This is a genomic window from Klebsiella sp. CD33 (assembly GCF_051992865.1).
Lineage (GTDB): Bacteria > Pseudomonadota > Gammaproteobacteria > Enterobacterales > Enterobacteriaceae > Klebsiella > Klebsiella pneumoniae.
The window spans coordinates 228091-245447 of sequence record NZ_CP197023.1 but is presented as its reverse complement, the minus strand read 5'-3'; the positions used below and the strand labels follow the sequence as shown (position 1 = coordinate 245447).

10 protein-coding genes and 1 pseudogene are annotated in these 17357 nt (G+C 60.7%); 3 read left to right on the top strand and 8 right to left on the bottom strand.

Annotated elements, in window-relative coordinates:
* From bcsA (ACR809_RS01155) to bcsR, 3 genes are read right to left on the bottom strand one after another with little or no spacing between them, the layout of a single operon-like run.
* Nucleotides 1-2619 (bottom strand): UDP-forming cellulose synthase catalytic subunit, encoded by a 2619-nt coding sequence (gene bcsA, locus ACR809_RS01155; RefSeq protein WP_002921508.1) that lies wholly within the window; start codon nucleotides 2617-2619, stop codon nucleotides 1-3.
* A complete protein-coding gene (bcsQ, locus tag ACR809_RS01150; RefSeq protein ID WP_087788099.1) occupies nucleotides 2616-3347 on the bottom strand; it encodes a cellulose biosynthesis protein BcsQ in 732 nt (243 codons plus the stop codon). Before bcsQ ends, bcsA (ACR809_RS01155) begins: the two co-directional genes overlap by 4 nt.
* An 11-nt stretch (nucleotides 3348-3358) precedes the next feature.
* Nucleotides 3359-3547, bottom strand: a complete 189-nt coding sequence (gene bcsR / locus ACR809_RS01145) for a cellulose biosynthesis protein BcsR (protein WP_002921513.1) — start codon at nucleotides 3545-3547, stop codon at nucleotides 3359-3361.
* 168 nt (nucleotides 3548-3715) lie between these two features.
* On the opposite strand from bcsR, the gene bcsE reads away from it, so the two are divergent.
* The 3 genes and pseudogenes from bcsE (at nucleotide 3716) to bcsG (ending at nucleotide 7152) form a co-directional block, all read left to right on the top strand.
* Nucleotides 3716-5269: a cellulose biosynthesis protein BcsE gene (bcsE, locus tag ACR809_RS01140; protein WP_102098424.1), complete on the top strand. Its 1554-nt coding sequence runs from the start codon at nucleotides 3716-3718 to the stop codon at nucleotides 5267-5269.
* Nucleotides 5269-5466: a cellulose biosynthesis protein BcsF gene (gene bcsF, locus ACR809_RS01135; RefSeq protein WP_002921518.1), complete on the top strand. Its 198-nt coding sequence runs from the start codon at nucleotides 5269-5271 to the stop codon at nucleotides 5464-5466. The genes bcsE and bcsF overlap by 1 nt, the downstream gene beginning before the upstream one ends.
* A pseudogene (gene bcsG, locus ACR809_RS01130) lies at nucleotides 5463-7152 on the top strand (cellulose biosynthesis protein BcsG). The gene bcsF and the pseudogene bcsG overlap by 4 nt, the downstream one beginning before the upstream one ends.
* 107 nt (nucleotides 7153-7259) lie before the next feature.
* Here the strand turns inward: bcsG and ACR809_RS01125 are convergent.
* From ACR809_RS01125 to bcsA (ACR809_RS01105), 5 genes are read right to left on the bottom strand one after another with little or no spacing between them, the layout of a single operon-like run.
* The gene (locus tag ACR809_RS01125; protein ID WP_004181503.1) at nucleotides 7260-8261 is read right to left on the bottom strand and encodes a glycosyl hydrolase family 8; all 1002 of its coding nucleotides are present in this window, start codon (nucleotides 8259-8261) and stop codon (nucleotides 7260-7262) included.
* Nucleotides 8262-8272: 11 nt separating this feature from the next.
* The gene (bcsD, locus tag ACR809_RS01120; protein WP_102098845.1) at nucleotides 8273-8749 is read right to left on the bottom strand and encodes a cellulose biosynthesis protein BcsD; all 477 of its coding nucleotides are present in this window, start codon (nucleotides 8747-8749) and stop codon (nucleotides 8273-8275) included.
* The gene (locus tag ACR809_RS01115; protein ID WP_023284374.1) at nucleotides 8749-12801 is read right to left on the bottom strand and encodes a cellulose biosynthesis protein BcsC; all 4053 of its coding nucleotides are present in this window, start codon (nucleotides 12799-12801) and stop codon (nucleotides 8749-8751) included. The genes bcsD and ACR809_RS01115 overlap by 1 nt, the downstream gene beginning before the upstream one ends.
* Nucleotides 12798-15233 (bottom strand): cellulose biosynthesis cyclic di-GMP-binding regulatory protein BcsB, encoded by a 2436-nt coding sequence (gene bcsB, locus ACR809_RS01110; protein ID WP_048299697.1) that lies wholly within the window; start codon nucleotides 15231-15233, stop codon nucleotides 12798-12800. Before bcsB ends, ACR809_RS01115 begins: the two co-directional genes overlap by 4 nt.
* Nucleotides 15230-17341 carry a UDP-forming cellulose synthase catalytic subunit gene (gene bcsA, locus ACR809_RS01105; protein WP_096000041.1) on the bottom strand — a complete coding sequence of 704 codons (2112 nt, stop codon included), beginning with the start codon at nucleotides 17339-17341 and terminating at the stop codon, nucleotides 15230-15232. Before bcsA (ACR809_RS01105) ends, bcsB begins: the two co-directional genes overlap by 4 nt.
* Nucleotides 17342-17357 lie beyond the last annotated feature (16 nt).

Here is a 17357-nt window from a genome sequence, read left to right as displayed (position 1 = left end):
TCATTGTTGAGCCATTGCCGGGTCTGCGGAGAGCGTCGGCGCGGCGCGTTCAGGGCGTCGGGGTACAAACGACGCTATCCAGGCCACCAGCGAAGTGAGCGCGCGGAAAACCACCTTCACCGACGGCGGCGAAAACTCCGCCAGGTGACGATAGCCACGGAAGCCCAGCTTGAGGATATCCAGCAGGCTTTCCATCGGCTTATCTTCCGGGAAGCTATCCTGCCAAAGCGCCCACGTATCAGCGCGGGCAAACGTACACTGCACAAAATCGATATGCTGCTGGTTGGTTAACGGCAGCAGCTGGAGCCCCACTTCGCTGCCGTTGACCCGCGCGACCCTGACCGGGAAGGCATACTCCTGCTGTCCCCGTTTGAGCAGCAGCCTGGCGTTCTGGCCTTCCAGCACCTGCGCGTCGCCGTTAATTTTGATCCCCAGTCCGCCGTCGGAATAGTCGTGGACGGTGCAGGAGAACAGGTGACCATCTTCGCGGGCGATAGCCGCCGGCATGCTCATTTCGACACGGTGCGAACGGCGAACCTGCTTGCTTTCAACCGAGACCGCCACCGCGCCGCCAAGAATAATCAGGTTGTAGAATACCCAGACAATACTCACCCAGACGGTGAGAATTTCATTTTCCGGGCCGTACATGAAGCGCCAGATCCCCACCGCGACGCCGACCAGATTGAGCAGCACCAGGTAGATATAGGGCCGGGAGATCACCCAGTCGACATACTCCTCTTCCACCAGCCCGCCCTTCGCGGTGACGTTGAACTTGCCTTTATGCGGGTTGATCAGCGCCACAAAAGTGGGCGGCGCGATATACCAGGCCAGCACCGTCTCGTAAATTTCACTCCAGAACGAATGGCGATATTTGCCCTGAATCTTCGAGTTGGTCAGGCTGGCGTGGATCATGTGCGGCAACACGAATAGCGCGATCATCAGCGCTGGCGCATAAATGATATAGGCATGGAGCAGCAAAAAGGCCAGCGGCGCCGTGAGGAAGATGAGGCGCGGAATACCGGAGAGAAAGTGAAGCATGGCGTTGGCGTAGCAGACGCGCTGCACCAGCTTCAGGCCTTTGCCAAACAGCGGATTATCGAGGCGGAATATCTGCACCATCCCGCGCGCCCAGCGGATGCGCTGGCCGATATGCGCGGATAAACTCTCCGTCGCCAGCCCCGCCGCCTGCGGAATACGCATATAGGCGGAGGTATATCCCCGCCGGTGCAGACGCAGCGAGGTGTGGGCATCTTCGGTCACCGTTTCGACGGCTATCCCGCCAATTTCATCCAGCGGGCCGCGGCGGATAACGGCGCAGGAGCCGCAGAAGAAGGTGGCGTCCCACATGTCGTTCCCGTCCTGCACCAGGCCGTAGAATAGCGTCCCTTCGTTCGGCGTTTTGCGAAAACGACCAAGGTTGCGCTCAAAGGGATCGGGCGAGAAGAAGTGGTGCGGGGTCTGCATCATCGCCAGCTCTTTCTCTTTCAGAAACCAGCCCATGGTCATCTGCAGAAACGAGCGCGTCGGCACATGGTCGCAGTCAAAGATCGAGACGAACTCCCCTTTGGCATATTTCAGCGCATTATTGATGTTGCCGGCCTTGGCGTGTTCGTGGCTGGTACGGGCGATATAGTGCACCCCAACATCTTTGGCAAACTGGCGAAACGCTTCCCGTCCGCCGTCGTCGAGGATCCAGATGTTCAGCTTGTCCTTCGGCCAGTCGATGCCCTGCGAGGCGTAAATGGTGTTTTTCACCACGTTGAGATCTTCGTTATAGGTGGGGACGAAGATGTCCACGGTTGGCCACAAATCCATGTCCTCCGGCAGCGGCACCGGCTGGCGATTCAGCGGCCAGACCACCTGGAAGTAGCCCAGCACCAGCACCACCCAGGCGTAGGTCTCTGCGAACAGCAGAATGATCCCGCACACCAGGCTTACCGGGTCGTTCCAGTTCAGCGTCGAGGTATAGCGCCACCAGATATAGCGGCACGACACCGTCAGCGACAGCACGATCAGCATCAGCGCCGAGAAACGGCCCGGGATGCGTCGCACCAGCAGCGCCACGCCCCACAGCAGCATCAGGAAGATAAACTGCGACAGCGGGTTAAAGGGCTGCGTAATACACATCAGCGCCAGCACCAGCGAGCAGAAGGTCACCCCCCCAAGGATCGCCCGGCGCAGTTTAGGATTGAGGTGCGCCAGCTCTTTCTGTTTATCCAGATGGCCGGTGCGGGCGTTCATCTGCTCAGGCAATTTTTCCAGCCACTGCGTATAGCGACCGTGCACCCCTTCCAGCGCCGCCAGCGAACGCCAGTTGACCTTTTTCTCCGGCTCCGGCACGCGCGTCGTCAGTAACCACAGGGATTGCAGCAGGTAGCGCAGCGGATCCAGCGGACGCGGGCGATGCGGATTTATGTGGGGAAAATAGGTTTCATGGCGGGCCAGAATCGCCTGCCAGCGCGGCGTCTCCAGCGGCATCAGCGCCCAGACCAGCGACGCCCACAGACAGCCAAGCGACGCCGACAGCCACGAAGCGCCGTGCTGCCGATAGTCATCATAGCGCGCACGCAGCCGCTCCCCCACCGGCGGGGCCAGCAGCAGCGTACTGAGGCGGATCATGCCGCTCTCCCGGCGGAATAGTGGATCAGGCACCAGTTCGCCAGGGTCAGCACCTCTTCCGCCGCCAGCGAATCCTGACGATACTCCCCGAGAGGTTGTTTCGCCGCCAGGCACTCGGCCATCGCCTCGTCGCGGTGAATCGTCACCGGCAGGATGCGCGGCTGGCTCTCCAGCCACAGCTGGTAGAGATCTTCCTGCAGCTGGCTGCCGACCCGCTGATCGTTAATCAGAATATCGCCGTTGGCCGGGAGGGGCTGCTGGTGTAGACGGATATGGCTATTGGCGTCGGGATGAACCACCACCAGCGAGCGATCGCAAAGCGTCAGCAGCTCGCGGGTCAACGGCGAATAACCCGCCGGCAGATCCAGCAGCAGCCAGCGGTACTGGCCCTGTAGCTGCTGTACTGCCTCCGCTATCGCCCCCAGGGTGGGCTGCAGCTGGTCGACATTTTCTCTTTCGCCGGCGCTGAGCTGGCCAAACGGCAGCAGATCGATATGCTGCGTATAGCGCAAGCCCGCGTCACGCCAGTCCCGGCCGTCGAGCAGCGCCCGCGCCCAGCCGTCCTGATGATGGATATCGGTATTAAAGAAAAAGCGCAGCATATTATCCGGGCTGGCGTCGATCGCCAGCACGCTTTCACCGAGCAATTGCAGGGCCCAGGCGAGTGCAGCCGTAATGGACGTGACGCCAGTTCCCCCGCGCACGCCCTGTAATCCCAGAATAGCCATCTCCGGCTTCCTTATTTTTTCTCTGCAAACTCTGCCAGCAGCGGCCAGCGCTTCAGCGCCGCGTTCAGCTGTTCGCGCCTGGAAATATCATGATAATCAATATCCGGCAGGGAAAATGCCCGGCTAAGCGCCAGAAAATCATTTTGAAAGGTGTACCCCAGCGTGGCGTCCGTGGGTACCGCAGGATCTTTTGCTGGCATATCTCTGTCCGTTCGAAATTTATTATTAAACCAGAGGACGTATACAGCTCATCCTTAAAAGCAGGTGTACATGCTAAAACTGATGACCTTTAATTTCAATGTTAGGTTTACTCTGTCGGTTTCGCTAGTAAACTTATTCAGTGTCAATCAGGGCGCACGAGGGATGCCGTGGATAATGTATTTACTTTGGGTATTTCATCATTATGGGATGAAGTGTGCCATATGCCGGTCGGCGGAGTATGGTGGCTCAACGTCGACCGTTATGCCGATGCCGTCAGCCTGTTTAATCAGACACTGGCCGCGCAGGCGAAAAACAGCCACGTTGCCGCGCTGGTTATGGGAAACAAACCCAAGGATATCATTTCATTAGATCATATTCACGGTCCGGATAATATCGCGCTGTTCACCCTGCCGAATCGCCCGCAGGCGCTGGAGGAAATACACCGCGATTTAGTCTGCTCCCTCGAACCTGGCAATTATTTGTTTATTCTGCTATGCGCTGAAAATGCCTGGCAAAATATAAATAATGAAAAGTTATGCGCCTGGGTAGAAAAGACCAGCCGCTGGGCGCAATATCACCGTTGCGCGTTCTTAGCGATCAATTCCGCGCAGGAAATCGATCGGCAGCTGACTCCCTTATTACGTGAGTACCGCTCCCTTTCCGGACTGGCAAGTATTCGTTACCAGGGCGACCAGCATATCTTTGATATTGCCTGGTGGGGAAGCGATAAGGGTATCAGCGCCCAACAGCAGCTGATGGTGCAACATGATGACGCCGGCTGGCGATTAGCGCAGGACGCTGAAACCAGCGTGCAGCCGCACAGCGACGAAAAAGCGATCCTCAGCCATGTGCGCGTGCTGGAAGGCGCCCCGCCGCTGTCGGAATACTGGACGCTGTTTGACACCAACGACGAGGTCTTCAACGCCGGGCGCACCGCGCAAGCGGCGACGATCCTCTTCTCCATTACCCAAAATACGCAAATTGAACAGCTGGGCCGCTATATTCATACCCTGCGTCGCCAGCGCGGTACGGCGCTGAAAATCATCGTCCGTGAACAAACCCCGAGCCTGCGCGCGACCGATGAGCGGCTACTGCTCAGCAGCGGCGCCAGCCTGGTGATCCCCAGCAGCGCATCGCTCTCCCGCTGCCTGACGCTAATCGAAAGCGTACAGAACCAAAAGTTCTCCCGCCATATCCCGGAAGATTTTGCCACCCTGCTGACCTGGAGCCAGCCGTTAAAGCTGCGCGGCTACCAGAAGTGGGATGCCTTCTGCGAAGCGGTGCACAACGTGATGACCAATACCCTGCTTCCACCCGACAGCAAAGGCGTGATGGTGGCCCTGCGCCCGGCGCCGGGGCTGCGCGTTGAACAGGCGCTGACGTTATGCAAACCTAACCGGATGGGCGACATCATGACCATCGGCAATAACCGGCTGGTGCTGTTTTTGTCGTTTTGCCGGATCAATGACCTCGATACCGCGCTAAACCACATTTTCCCGCTGCCGACCGGCGATATTTTTTCTAACCGTATGGCGTGGTTTGAAGACAAGCAAATCCTCTCGGAAATCGTAATCATGCGCGGCGTCGAGCCGGCGCGCTGGAACACGCCGCTGCCTCTCTCGGTCGGTAAAAACGAGACCATTAACGCCACCCACGATGGACGCCACTGGCGACGCTACCCCGAACCACACCGGTTAACCACCCGCGAGGAGCAAGCCTGATGATGTCTCTCGCCGATATTCTGCAACTGGTGGTGCTCTGCGCCCTGCTGTTTTTTCCGCTGGGCTACCTGACGCGCCACTATCAGCGCCGGATCCGCACGACGTTAAGACTGATGTTCTTTAAACCCCGTTACGTGAAACCGGCAGGGGTATTACGCCGGGGAACAACGGTTAAGCAAGGCAAAGCGAACAAATGACAAATAAAAAAACGACCGCGGCACCGCTTCCGCTCTGGCAGTACTGGCGCGGCCTTGGCGGCTGGAACTTCTACTTTCTGGTCAAGTTTGCCCTGCTGTGGGCCGGGTATCTCAATTTCCATCCGATGCTGAACCTGGTATTTCTCGCCTTTCTGCTGGTGCCGATCCCGCGCGAAAAGCTACACCGTATCCGCCACTGGATCGCTATTCCGCTGGGATTCGCGCTGTTCTGGCACGATACCTGGCTGCCCGGGCCAGAGTCGATTTTTAGCCAGGGGTCGCAAATCGCCGGCTTCAGCGCCAGCTATATCTGGGATCTGATTGTCCGCTTTATCAACTGGAGCATGGTTGGCGCCTTCTTTGTTTTACTGGTGCTATGGTTGTTTATCAGCCAGTGGCTGCGCGTCACCGTGTTTGTCTCGGCAATGATCGTCTGGCTGGCGGTCAGCCCGCTGCTGCCGGCCTTTACCCTATGGCCCTCCGGTCAGCCCACCACGGCTGCCGCCACGACCGCACAGGCCAATACCGGGGCCAACGCCGCCGCTGGCGCCGCGTCCAGCCCCGCCAACAGCGATATTCCGCCGCAGACCGAGCCGCCGACCTCAGCCAACCTGACCAACTGGCTGAACGCTTTCTATGCCGCCGAGCAGAAGCGCAAGACGCCGTTCCCGGACCAGCTGCCGGCGGATGCGCAGCCGTTTGACCTGCTGGTGATCAACATCTGCTCCCTCTCCTGGTCGGATATTGAAGCCGCCGGTCTGATGGATCATCCGCTATGGAAGCACTTTGATATTGTCTTCAAAAACTTTAACTCCGCGACCTCCTACAGCGGCCCGGCGGCGGTGCGCCTGCTGCGCGCCAGCTGCGGCCAGCTGCGGCCAGCTGTCGCATACTAACCTGTATCAGCCGTCCGGCGCCGACTGCTACCTGTTTGAAAACCTGGCGAAGCTCGGCTTCAACCAGCAGCTGATGCTCGGCCATAACGGTCTGTTCGGCGACTTCCTGAAAGAGCTGCGTTCGCTGGGCGGCATGCAGAGTCCGCTGATGGACCAGACCGGCCTGCCGGTCAGCCTGCAGGCGTTTGACGGCTCCCCGGTGTATGAGGATCTGGCGGTCCTCAACCGCTGGCTGAAGACCGAAGAGGCCAGCAGCAATCCGCGGAACGCCACCTTCTATAACACCCTGCCGCTGCATGACGGCAACCACTTCCCGGGACAAAGCAAAACCGCAGACTACAAAGTGCGGGCGCAGAAGCTGTTTGATGACCTGGATAACTTCTTCACCGAGCTGGAGAAATCGGGGCGGAAAGTGATGGTGGTGGTGGTGCCGGAACACGGCGGCGCGCTGAAGGGCGATAAGATGCAGATATCTGGCCTGCGCGATATTCCAAGCCCGTCGATCACTAACGTCCCAACGGCTGTGAAATTCTTCGGCATGAAGGCGCCGCATGAAGGGGCGCCGATTATCATCGATCAGCCCAGCAGTTATCTGGCGGTGTCGGAGCTGGTGGTGCGCGCCCTCGACGGCAAAATGTTCAGCGAGGACAGCGTCAACTGGCAGCAGTATGTCGCCAACCTGCCGCAGAGCGCGGCGGTGTCCGAGAACGCCAACGCCATCGTCATCCAGTATCAGGGCAAGCCTTATGTCCAGCTGAATGGCGGTAGCTGGGTGCCTTATCCGCAATAAGCGACAAGGCCGCCTATGTTGGCGGCCTTACATCGTGAGACGTTCCCATTCCACCTTCTCAGCCCGCAGGCATACGGGCGGGGAAGGCGGCAAATCAATCACCGTATTTAGCGCTGATCCTGTTTCGCCAGCCAGACCAACAGCTTGAGGCTGGCGGAGTAATAATCATCCTTGTCGTCAATCTGCGGCGCCTCCTGCGGTTCACCCAGCGTCAGATCGCGCACCGCCAGCAGGCCGCCGGCCATATACCAGGGAGCCACCTCGTTGGTGCTGACGTTGATCCACGCCGGGGTTTGCAGGCGCGGGTAACTCTGCATCCAGGCCTTCCAGGGCGCGAGCAAGGCGCTGTGCGGATCGGCCCACGAGAGATACAGCGGGATACGGATCGCATCGAAACTCATCCGCGGCGGCCACTCTTTGGCTGGCAGCATCTTGCCATCCGCCCGCAGCGCCACCCAGTCGCTGGGTAGATGTGATTTCCCCCAGCCCATCTGCCCCAGCAGCGCCTGTCCGTCGCTCTGCAATGTCCGCCAGGCGGTGAGATGCGTCCGCTCCGCGAAGGCGCGCCAGGCCGGGAAGATGAAATAGGAAGGGTTAAGGTTCAGGTGATCATTGAGGTTGAACCCTTTCACACCCGGGAGCATTACCTGGCGACCGGCGAAAGACACCACCGTAGACTTCAGCAGGGCGGCGGTGATGGCGTCAGAGGCAATCGCATAGCGCTTATCCTGCCACTGCTTTTGCGCGCGTAGCAGCGCCCAGGCGATCAGGGTATCGCCATCGGAGGCGTTGTTTTTATCGGCGATAGGGTCCGGCGCCACCGGGTTATAGCGCCAGTAAAACAGCCCGTTAGACTTGTTGCGCAGGGTGTTGTCCGTCCACTGCCACAGCTTGTCGAACGCCGGACGATCGTTATTCGCCACCGCCAGGAGCATGGCGAAGCCCTGACCTTCCGTATGCGACACATTGCCATTGGCGGTATCAATGATACGACCATCCGGCATCATAAAACGGGCCTTATAGCGCTCCCAGGCCGTATCCGCCCACGCCCTGGGCACCAGCATCACTACCGTTGTCACTATCACCGCCACTAAAGCACGCAGGGGCATAAATTCACTCTTTATGGATGGTAGTAGAGAAACTGAACGTCAGAGACGGAGAACACCCGCTCACGCTGCAGTATCACGTGGGCACTGCCTCCCTGACTCTGCAGCCAGCGAGAATATAACCCCTCGAGTATGGCACAGAACGCGTTGCACCAGCGCACGCGCCCCGCTTCGTCGCGGCTGACCGGCAACGCCTGATGGCGCAGGCGCAGGCCGTCCTCACCGACATCGATGGTCACCACGCCCCAGTGAAAATGAGTCAGCAGCCGGTTGATGCTGGCCTCCAGATCCCCCACCGTCTCCGACGCCGGCAGCGGATGGGTCTCCGCCAGCGAGACGCCCATCTGACGCAGGAAGGGCTGGCTTTCCAGCTCGCCGGCATTATTTAGCATACCTTCGATCATAATAATCAACAGATCGAACCATCCGGCAGGCGTCTGCTGCTGCTGAAACCAGGTCATCACCACCGGGTTATTGTTCTCCGTCATCATCAATGATCTCCTAACATATAGCGAATATAGAGCCCGGCGGTGCTTTCGTTATAATCCCCGAAGGTGTCATAGCCAATCTGGCCCCCCAGGGTCATTTGTTTGTTGACCTTGTAATCCGCCCCGGCGCGCAGGGTATACCCTATGCCGCTCTTCGAGGTCGCGGAGTAGTAGGCTTCCTTGGCAAACCCGTTGCTCACCGCCGTCTCCAGGGTCTGCTGCCACTCCGAATTGGTCGGGAAATAGGCGCTCTTATCCTGACTGTAAGACTGATAGCCCACCGAGCCGCCGAGCTTCATGGTCCAGTTATCATATTTCTCCGTCAGACTGACCGGCAGCGATACGCTGACGTAGTTTTGCGGACTAAAGTAGCCCCCCTGACCATAGGTGAAGTAGCTGAGGTTTTTGGAGTAATCCATATAGCTCATGCTCAACCCGGCCTGCAGCTGGCGGTATTCGTCATGGTAGGGACGAAGATAGACCCCGGCATTGGCGTTGATACTGGTGTTGCTGGCGACGTTCTGCCCCAGATAGCTGTATCCACCGCCGCCGACATAGAAGCCCGCGTCGCCGTCGTCATAGCTCAGCTGCAGGGTGCCGCCGTTTTTCGTCACCTGCCCCCAGGTTTTCCCGGAATAGGCGTCTTTCAGACCCACGTAGGAAAGCAGGCTGTCGGTTAGCGAGCGGCGTTCGCCGGTGAGGATCAGCGACAGATAGTTGGTCAGCTTGGGCGACCATTTCACCCCGCCGACTACGGTATTAAGATCCTGGCCCAACGGCGTGCTGCCGATATCGACCCGGTAATCGTCACCGCTTAACGCCAGCGCCAGTTCGACGCCGTTGGCCTTCTGCGAATCGGTCGAGCCGCTGGTCTGGTCAACGTTCGGCTTGCGGCTGGACGAAGAGAGATAGCTGGCCACCTGCCCCGCATCATAGCTCCCGAGCTTCGCCAGGTTTTCCATCCCGCTGCTGGTGGTCGGATTGAAATCTGCCGCGTTCAGGGTGCCGAGGCCGCTTAACGCCTCGGCCCCTGGATTGCTGGCGAAATAGGCCGTCCGCTCCGCCTCGGTCATCGAGGCGATCGCCGCCTGCTCGCTGGTGGCGGTACTCACCATGTTGGAGACCGCGTTAGCCAGCGGGTTGGCGCCGTAGCGACGCCAGGCGTCGCCGCTGGCGGTCCCGGCGTTCAACGACACCGGGGTGACGGTAAAGTCAAAGCGCGAGTCGCCAAACGGCGAGGATGACCAGGTCAGCGGCGTCCGGAGCTCCGTCAGCTTGCTGGTGCCCGATTCGCCGTCGCGTCCACGCACGTCCATTCCCCCCTGCAGCCAGCTGCCGGTTTTCTCCTGCAGCGACTCCATCATGGTGTCCACCTGACGCAGCATCCGCGTCTGGGCGGTGTCCACCGGCAGATCGGTGCGCTGGATCCCCGGCAGCGTGGAACCAGGCGCGGCGGCCGACTGGGCAACCTGCCACGGCATGTACTGCCCGTAGGCGGAGGCCGTCCGCGTCGGCGCCGACGTTTGCGACACGCCGATAAAGGGGTTATCCGCCGCCAGCACCCCGCCGACGGTCGGCGTTTCGCTACTGTTGGTGCTTTGCATGCCCAGCAGTTTGCCGCGGGCGCTGCGCAGATAGGTCATCGCCTGCTGATGATGTCCCTGGGCCTCCGCCACTCTCGCCAGCAGCAGCAGGCGATCCGGGGAGTTATCCTGGCGCAAACCGCCGGCCAGCTGTTCAGCGCGATCGTTGTTCCCTGCGGACAGCGCCACGTCGATGGCCCCGGCGCGCGCATCCTGGTTCGGCGTATCGCGCGTCATGAGGTAGTCATAGACCACCCCGGCCTCTTTGTTCATTTTGCCGCTCTGGTACAGCCGCGCCATGGCGAACATCAGATCGGTATTTTGCGGATCGCTTTGCATAGCGCGGATCAGCTTGTCATACGCCGCAGCGTAATTGCCCTGCTCGCGCAGGCGGTCGGCTTCGTTGATCACATAGCCATTGCGAATGCTCGCCAGCTGCGTCGGCGTACTGCTGGCCTGCAGCTGCGGATTGCTGATCAGGTTCTGCGCCTCGCCGGTCAGCCCGGCCTGATTCAGGACAGCGATCTGATCGGCGTAATCCCCGGCATTGCCGGATACGCCGCTGCTGATATTGTTGCGCACCAGCGAGACCGCGGTGGTCAGGTCGCCGCTCTCGGCCAGCAGACGCGCCAGCTTGCCGGCGTCCGCCGGGGCTTTTGGCGGCGTGGAGGCCATCGCCCGCAGGGTATTGCTGGCGGCGATGGTATTGCCCTGCGCCAGGTAGTTTTCGGCCGTCACCAACTGCAGGTTGTAGTTCACCCGCTGGCGCAAATCGCGCATGTCGCTGGTCTGGCTGCCGCCGGGAATGCGCGCCAGCAGCGTCTGCGCCTGCTGCCAGGCGCCGTTTTCGCTGGCAAACAGGGCGGCGGCATACAGCGCACTGTTGCTGGCGCCGGGGCGATAGGCCGCCGACATCAGCGAAGAGGCCTCGCTGCCGTTACCCGATTTTTGCAGCAGCCGGGCCAGGTCGAGGCGCAGCCAGGGATCGTCCGGATAGCGGGCGACGCCTTCGCGCAGGGTGGCAATGGCGCCGGCTGGGTTACCGCCGCTGACCTGCGCCTGGGCCTGACGGCGCAGGGCATCGCCCGGCATACCGGCCACCACCCGCGGCTGCAGTTTTTGCCGCAGGCTCTGCGGGAGCGTCTGCAGCATCGCCTGCGCCTCGGCGGATTTATTCTGCTCGCGCAGCACGTAATAGAGGTTTTCCCGCGCCGCCGCGTTCTGCGGATCGTCATTTAACAGTGAGCGCAGCGTTTGCTCCGCCTGGGGCAAATCTTTGTTGTGCCGCAGCACATCGGCGCGGAACAGCTTCGCCGAGGCGCCCTGCGCCCCGCTCTGCTGCGCCAACGGCGCGGAGAGCGCCAGCGCCTGGCTGATATTGCCCTGCTTATAGGCCTGCTGGGCCTGCGCCAGCTGGCCGTAGAACAGCGCATCGGCCGCCTGCTGACGACGGGTCGCCGAGGCGTCGCCGCCGAGGTCCGCGGCCCGGCTCAAATACTGCGACGCGGCCTGGTAGTCGCCGCTGCGCTGGGCGATATAACCCATGCCCGCCAGCGCATCGGCATCCTGGGGGTTGGTCTGCAATACCTCTTCAAACTGCTGCTTCGCGGCGGCGGTATTGCCGCTGTTGAGATTGGCGTAGCCCTGGCCGCGCGCCTGACCGCTGCGCCGTTCGCGAAAGTAATTCTGAACTTCGCTGTCCTGGGGATGCCGCTGCATCCAGGTGTCGTAATACTGCTCATCCCCGGCCTGCGGGCCCAGCCAGAGCAGCGCCTGGCGCAAGCCGCTGTCCGCCTCTTTATTGCCGCTGGCCATCGGCTCGAGCAGGGCGATCCCTTCCCGGCGAGTCTCTTCCCGCCAGGTTAACGCTTTGCCCAACGCCACCCGCGGGGCGTTCTCCTGCGGATGCTGCGCCACGTACTGGCGCAGCTCGCTGATAGCCTGCGGATAGAGCGATTTGTCGCTGGCCATGGTCAGGTAATATTCCGCCGCCAGCCCGGCAGGCGGCGTATTGCCATTGAACATGCTGCGCCAGGTCGCCAGCGCCCCGGGGATATTGCCTCCGCGCGCCTGCTGGCGGGCCAGGTTGAGCTGGCCCTGCGGCACCTGCGACATCTTTTTGGCGTTGTCCAGATCCTGTAGTCCCGGGCTGTCAGGGGCCGCTTTCGCCAGCCGCGCGCGCCACTGCGCCGCCGCCTGCATATCGCCGCCCTGCTGCGACCAGAGCGCCATCAGATACAGCGCCTGGGTGTTGTTGGCATCCACCGAGAGCACCTTCTGCAGGGACTCCATCGCCAGCTCGTCATGAGATTTCTCATGCCAGTAGTTGGCCTGAGCGAACAGCGCCTGTAGCGCCGCGTCGTTCCCCGCCGCCAGCGCGCCGCCCGAGGCAGCGAGAGTCAACGCGCCGGTGAGGCAGAACGTGGTGAGCCGACGGGTGTTTTTCATCGTTATTATTATTTTTCTTTTCATTGGTTATCCCCCGAACCCAGACGCTTACGGGCGTGACGTTTAAACATCGCGGTCAGCGCCAGTCCCATTATCGAGGTGGCAATCAGCCCCAGCACCGCCAGGAAACCTGAGTGCTGGCTGGCATACCAGACCGCCATCATGTACCACGGCATCTGACCGCTGGGGAACGGCGTACTCACCTGGAAGCTGCGCACCCCGTTATCGCTGGTGATCACCGCGGTATCGCCGCGGATCCCGGCGTTAATGCGCGGCGATTCCAGATCGGTCTTCAGTCGCGCCAGCTGGTCATCATTGCTGGCCAGCGCCACCACCACCAGGCGGGTGGAATTCCACGGCGAGCGATAGCTGATGAACCCGCGCCAGGCGCTGCTCGACGAAAAGTAGCGATCGGCGTCGAGGCTGGCGGAAGTCCAGTCGCCGGTGAGCCGGCGCTGGACTTTTTGCCACAGGTCTGGCTCGCGGACGCTCAGCACATTATCTACCGGGCGATAGGGTGAGTCGGCCAACAGGCTCTGGTTAAAGGCCTGCTGATCGAGAGCGGTGACCGCCAGCACGTCACGTTCACGCAGCGACTGCAAATCCCCCCCGCCGGTGGGCATCCCGAGCACGACGCGGTTATTCGCCAGCGCGGTGCCGGTCGCGTTCCCGGAGCGTGCCGCCAGATTCAGCAGGGTCGCCACCTGGGTTTCAGACGGGTCCGCCGGCAGCAGAAGGGTCGTCTGCGAATAGTCCGCCAGCCGCGAGAAGGGGAACGAGGCGCCAACAAAGTAGGAGAGATTGGGCAACAGCGAGAAGTGACGCGTCTTGCTCAAATCGATCCAGGAGTCGTCAGTGATCCGGCTCTTGATATTGTTATTCAGCAGCACCGAACACGGAACATCGTCCTTCGGCACCACATTGAAGTACATCGACAGCTGGTTATCGCCGTAAATCAGGTAGGGCGCCAGCGGGATGGTAAAGCGCTCCTGGCGCGCATCGCCCCCGAGGTAGCGCCAGACTTTCTCCAGCGGCCCCTGCTTGTTCATCGGCAGGTTGTTGAGGAAGGTGCCATTGAGCGTGACGCTCAGCAAGGACTTGTCCTCATTAATCCAGCTTTCCGACGGGAAGCGGTAGCCAACCTGTAGCGGAATGGTCTCCCCATCCCACAGATAGAGATCGGGCGCGGCGCGGAAGGCGATACGTAAAGGTTCGTGCCAGACGCCGCTGACGGTCGGGCTTTGGTCCTTACGCAGCAGCTCGCTGAGCTTGACCGGACGATCGGTGGGGATCCAGCGCGGGGCATCATATGCTTTGCCAACCGGGATGGTCTGCGGTTCGACATCCAGCGTCGCGGTTTGCGGCGCAAAGTTGCCGCGGGTTAACCGCCAGGCGGCCATGCGCAGCGCCGTATCGTTTTTACCGACAATCAGCAGCAGTTTATAGGCCGGATTGGCGGGGTTGGCGATGATGCGCAGCAGCGGCTTATCGGTTTCCGGCAGCATCATGCCGCCCACCTGCTCCCCCGGATGGCCAATCACGATGCCGTGGCGTTCCGGCAGGCGGTCGCGCAGAGCGCTGAAGGCGATGCCGCGATAGTCCGCCTGGATACCCAGCCAGGAGGAGATCAGCGCCGCGGCGCTGAAGACGTCCGCCGACGGCTTGGCCCCATAGGCGACCGCAATGTCCGCCGGGGTCATCTGCATGCTGTCAAAGAAGGGCCGCGGGAAGTGGCTCAGGTCGTCGCTGATGTTCAGCTGCTGGCTTTCCCAGCTGAAATGCGACGTGGGCAGCACCGTCACCCGCGACGTATCATGAATGTCACGCTGGCACTGCAGGGTATCGCCATCGTTGATCTTCACGCTCAGGTTATTGCTGGAGACCATCAGCGCGGGCGGAATATCCAGCTGATAATGGGAGACATCCTCGCCATCGGCGCCCAGCGGCAGCGTGCCGAGCGGTTGACCGTTGAGCATCAGCTGCAGGGTGGCGTTGCGGCTCGCCATCTCCGGCGATACGCGAACGGCAAGGCTGAGCTGAGAATGGATCACCACCTGATCGGCAGGCAGGGTAAAGCTGACCCCACCCTGTCGCTGGCCGCCGCTGAGGATAATCCCGTCCGGCATCCCCATCTGCGCCAGATTCAGATCGCCTCCCCAGACCGGAGCGACAGGAATGACCTCCGGCGTGGCCGTGCCGCTCACCGGCGGGGGTAAGTCCGGCATAACCGGCGCAGGGGCCGTCGCCGCCGCATCGCCGGCGGTGGCGGGGGCTGCCGGAGAGGCGCCCTCCTCCGGCGAGGCAGCCGGAGGTTCGTCGCCTGGCTCGCTGTCCGCCGCGTCGTTGAGCTGCGGGAAGCTCAGCGGGGCAGCGGCGCCGGAGCCCGGTTCTTCACTGTGTAGCGCAGGCGCAGAGAGCATCCCTGCCAGCAGCGCCAGCGTGGTTAATCGCTTCATAACGTCCCATCCTCCTGCGCCGTTTTCGCCACTGTTGCCCGATTGCGCTGGTTGCGACGGGTTTTCCACGTCAGCCAGAACAGTTCGAACACGCAGCGTAAAATGGTGAAGAAGGAGCGGAACGGGTTATCCTGCGGGCGCGGCGGATTAATCCACGCATCCGCGCGGGCCAGCACCACGCGCACCAGTTCACGGCGGCGCGAAAGCGGAATATCTTCATCAAACTTGAGGCGCAGGAAGCGCTCGTCAGAGGTGACCAGCTGGGCCGGGATCGAGATAGCCCCGGACTGCAGGATCAGCTCAATCTCTTCGATGTCATCCTCCAGATGGCGATTATCAAGCGCGACCACGCGGCAGCCGCCCATCGACAGATCCGCGGTATGACTGCGCGAGACGATGCCGCTGGCGTAATGGATCACCACCGGAATGTCGACATCGATACGAATGGTTTTTCGCACCTGCCGCGTTTCGCGCGCCACGGCAATCGCCGCCAGCAGGAAGATCAGACTGTAGATCCCCCACCCGACGTTGAGGGCGATAACGTTGGGATCCGAGCCAAAGTAGTCATGGCCAATCGCCCGGACGATGCCGACCACCACCCCCAGGGCCAGCAGGCAGGCCACCACCAGGTGCGGGCGCACCACGGTGAAATCGAAGTAGCCGACGTCAAGCAGCCCCCCCTTATCGGTAACGTTGAACTTGCCGCGTTTGGGGAAAATCATCGTCACCAGAGTCGGCAGCACCAGGTGGAAGGCCAGCACAATATCGTAGATCTCCCCCCAGAAGCTGTAGCGATAGCGGCCGTTCATTCGCGAACCAACGTAAATAGCGAGGAACAGGTGCGGCAGGGCATAGGAGACGATCAGGCTCGCTGAAGAGTAAATAATATTGAGGTTAAACAGCAGGTAAGCCAGCGGGGCGGTGACAAACACCACCCTCGGGAGCGCGAACTGGTAGTAGAGCATGGCGCTGAGATAGCACAAGCGCTGCTGAAAAGTCAGCCCGCGGCCAAACAGCGGATTATCGACGCGGAAAATCTGCGTCATCCCGCGCGCCCAGCGGGTACGCTGGATGACGTGCACCACCAGGCGTTCAGTAGCGAGGCCTGCGGCCAGTGGGATATCGAGAAAGGCCGACTTCCACCCCAGACGCTGAAACTTCAGCGCCGTATGAGCATCTTCGGTCACCGTTTCGACGGCGAAACCGCCGATCTGCGCCAGCGCCTCGCGACGGATCACCGCACAGGAGCCGCAGAAAAAGGTGGCGTTCCAGTTGTCGTTCCCCTGCTGAATCGGGCCATAGAACAACATCCCTTCGTTGGGAATGTTGCGTCCGACGGAGAGGTTACGTTCAAATGGATCCGGGGAATAGAAGTAGTGCGGCGTCTGCACCAGAGCCAGCATCGGGTCTTTCAGGAAGCCGCCGACGGTGGCCTGCAGGAACACGCGCGTGGCGACGTGGTCGCAGTCGAAAACGCAGATAAGCTCCCCCTGAGTCAGGGTCAGCGCATGGTTAAGGTTCCCCGCTTTGGCGTGCTTGTTGTCATTGCGGGTGATATAGCCCACCCCAACGTCGGCGGCGAACACGGCAAACTCGCTGCGCTTACCGTCATCCAGAAGATAGATTTTCATTTTATCTTTTGGATAATCAATGCATTGTGCCGCCAGGACGGTATCGCGCACTACCTCCAGCGGTTCGTTATAGCTCGGAATATAGATATCGACCGTCGGCCACTTACTCATATCATCCGGCAGCGGAACAATGCCGCGCTTCAGCGGCCAGACCGTCTGCAGATAGTTAAGCAGTAGCATCACCCAGATATAGACTTCCGCCAGAAAGAGTCCCATGCCGAGAATAGCTTCAATGGACGAGTTGAAGTGCAGGGTCTGCGTGAGGCGAAAATACATGTAACGGGTGGACATCAGCAGCGACGTGACGACCATAATGACCGATACGCTGCGGCGCTTGCTGAAGCCCATCAGAAAGAGAATACCGATACTTAACAGACCAAAAATATACTGCTTTTGGCTGTCCATCGGCGTGATCACCACCAGCACGGCGACGGGTGACAGCACCAGCGCCAGCAACCAAAAAAGAGATTTTTTCATTCAGCAGCCCTGCAAA

Coding starts and splice junctions, on each gene's coding strand:
- ACR809_RS01115 (WP_023284374.1), bottom strand. CDS start 12,801: ATGAAAAGAAAAATAATAATAACGATGAAAAACACCCGTCGGCTCACC.
- ACR809_RS01125 (WP_004181503.1), bottom strand. CDS start 8,261: ATGCCCCTGCGTGCTTTAGTGGCGGTGATAGTGACAACGGTAGTGATG.
- bcsB (WP_048299697.1), bottom strand. CDS start 15,233: ATGAAGCGATTAACCACGCTGGCGCTGCTGGCAGGGATGCTCTCTGCG.
- bcsQ (WP_087788099.1), bottom strand. CDS start 3,347: ATGGCTATTCTGGGATTACAGGGCGTGCGCGGGGGAACTGGCGTCACG.
- bcsA (WP_096000041.1), bottom strand. CDS start 17,341: ATGAAAAAATCTCTTTTTTGGTTGCTGGCGCTGGTGCTGTCACCCGTC.
- bcsA (WP_002921508.1), bottom strand. CDS start 2,619: ATGATCCGCCTCAGTACGCTGCTGCTGGCCCCGCCGGTGGGGGAGCGG.
- bcsR (WP_002921513.1), bottom strand. CDS start 3,547: ATGCCAGCAAAAGATCCTGCGGTACCCACGGACGCCACGCTGGGGTAC.
- bcsF (WP_002921518.1), top strand. CDS start 5,269: ATGATGTCTCTCGCCGATATTCTGCAACTGGTGGTGCTCTGCGCCCTG.
- bcsD (WP_102098845.1), bottom strand. CDS start 8,749: ATGATGACGGAGAACAATAACCCGGTGGTGATGACCTGGTTTCAGCAG.